This is a genomic window from Thermomonas sp. (genome assembly GCF_035369645.1).
Taxonomy (GTDB): domain Bacteria; phylum Pseudomonadota; class Gammaproteobacteria; order Xanthomonadales; family Xanthomonadaceae; genus Thermomonas.
The window spans coordinates 19,593-22,050 of record NZ_DAOOUM010000003.1 but is presented as its reverse complement, the minus strand read 5'-3'; the positions used below and the strand labels follow the sequence as shown (position 1 = coordinate 22,050).

Below are 2,458 nucleotides of genomic sequence, written 5' to 3'. Positions count from 1 at the left end.
CGCACCATGTTCGGCAACCTGATCTCCGGTTTGGATCAGGACATCGTCAGCACGCGACCGGCAATGACTGCGGCGCAGGCGCTGGTTGTGGGCAAGCGTGCTGGGTTGGGCAATGGCATCGCCGGGATGCTGACCAGCAATGAAAGTAGCGATGTCGTGGTATTTATCGATGATGCCGGGGTGGGGCACCTTGCGTACAAGGTCAGCTACTTTGCCGATGCGCAGGCGGCCGGGCGCGCAACGCGCCCCACCGTCATGGTGGATGCGCGCAGCGGAAAAGTGCTCAAGCAGTGGGAAAACCTGCAGACCGGCTCCTTGATCGGCACCGGCCCCGGGGGCAATGCCAAGACCGGCAAGTATGAATACGGCAGCAACACCACCACCCACCCGTATCTGGATGTCACCAAGAGCGGCACCACGTGTTCGCTCAGTAATACCCAGGTCAAGACCGTCAACCTCAACGGCGGCACTGCCGGCAGCACCGCGTTTTCGTTTGCCTGCCCGCGTAATACCGTGAAGTCGATCAATGGTGCCTATTCACCGATGAATGACGCGCATCGTTTTGGCAGTGTCATTTTCGGCATGTACAACGCCTATATGGGACAGAAGCCGCTGACCATCCAGCTGGTGATGAAGGTGCATTACAAGACCAGCTATGAAAATGCGTTTTGGAACGGTACCGCGATGTACTTTGGTGATGGTGCCAGCACGTTCTATCCACTGGTCAGCTTGGATGTGACATCGCATGAGGTCTCGCACGGATTCACCGAACAAAATTCGGGGTTGACCTATTCGGGCATGTCGGGTGGCATGAACGAAGCCTTCTCGGATATGGCTGGCGAGGCTGCCGAGTACTACGACCACGGCAGCAATGACTGGTTGGTGGGCGCGCAGATATTCAAGAGCACGGGTGCGCTGCGCTATATGTGCAACCCGCCGCAGGACGGTGGCTCGATCGATAACGCCTCCAAGTACAAGAGCACGATGGACGTGCACTACACCTCCGGCGTTTACAACAAGGCATTCTGCCTGCTCGCCAAGACCTCGGGCTGGACCACCAAGAAAGCGTTCCAAGTCTTTGCGCGTGCCAATCGCGATTATTGGACGTCTGGCAGTACCTTCAACCAAGGCGCGTGTGGGGTCGAAAAGGCCGCTACGGCGTTGGGTTACACCAAGGCCAGCGTGACTGCGGCATTTACTGCAGTGGGTGTGAAGTGCGCCTGATCTGATCCGTGCTTGAGCAAAACAGGGCAGCTCGATCGTGGGCCCGCCAGCAATAACAAACCCCGACAAGCGTCGGGGTTTGTTGCTTCATGGCAGAACAACGCGGGGCGTAAAGCCGATTGCCTGAGCGATTTTGGTGATTCGCTGAGCAGTGGCAGAGCATGAACGCACTCTTGCTGCTGTGACCAATTTCCCGGGCGCGAATTGTCACAAGCTGACAAATTTCGGCAGCGCACATTGATGTTGCGGTGCGGCATCCGAGTCCGATGTGACCCAGTTCACTTTTGTGATGGCGTCTTAATAACAGAAAAATAGTTGCTTTAGTGACTGATTTACAAGTGATTTCTGCATTTAATAACTTTTGGTTATTGTGACATAACGCATGGTTCTTGACTTTGCCGTCAATGCGTCGGAATGTCCGCCATCGCTTTCGACACCGTTCAGGTTCAGGGCGCTGTCTGATGTGCAAAACATGGCGATTCACGCTAGGGGCACGCAGGCTAGATGTCGTTGTTTCGTTCGAAACCGCAGATGCGGAAACTCAACCAACAACCCAGGGGTAATGCCAAGTGAATCGCTTTCGTAGCACCAGCATGCTAAGTGCCGCCATCCTGCTCTCGCTTTCCGCAGTCGGTGCCCAAGCTGCCAACCGTTCAGATCTACATCAGCGCAATCTCAATCAGTTGCAGCAGCAATACCGGTCGTTGTCGGCCACTCAAGGTATTGCCGCAACTGCGCACCGCCGCCATGAGCAGTTCATGGGTGCTGATGCCAGCAACACCCTGTTGATGCGCAGCACGCGTGCCGATCGCGGTGTGCGCAACTATCGCTATGACCAAGCATGGCGTGGCATTCCGGTCTACGGCCAAGGGGTGGCCGTCAGTGAAGATGGCGCGGGCAATGTCCGCGGCATGTTCGGCAGTTATGTGTCCGGATTGGAGCGCGATATCAGTACCACCAAGCCGGCCTTCAACAGTGCCGCAGCCTTGGTTGCCGGCAAGCGCGCTGCGCTGGGGAACGGCATTGCCGGGATGCAGAGCCGCAACGAGAAGTCTGATCTGGTCATCTTCATTGATGACGCTGGCAAGGGTCACCTGGCCTATGCCGTCACCTTCTACGCCGATTCATTGGCCGGTGGCAAGCCGACCCGCCCGATCGTGATCATCGACGCCGTGAATGGGCAGGTCATCAAGAAGTGGGACAACCTCCAGCACACGCTGGTGGGTACCGGCCC

Annotated in this window: 1 protein-coding gene and 1 pseudogene; both read left to right on the top strand. The window is 57.0% G+C overall.

The annotated features are described in order from the left end of the window. Nucleotides 1-1,224, top strand: a 1,224-nt coding sequence (locus PK789_RS01075; RefSeq protein WP_324306487.1) for a M4 family metallopeptidase, incomplete at its 5' end; no start/stop codon positions are given. A 758-nt stretch (nucleotides 1,225-1,982) separates the two neighbouring features. After that, nucleotides 1,983-2,458: pseudogene (locus PK789_RS01070) on the top strand (peptidase M4 family protein); the annotation flags it as partial.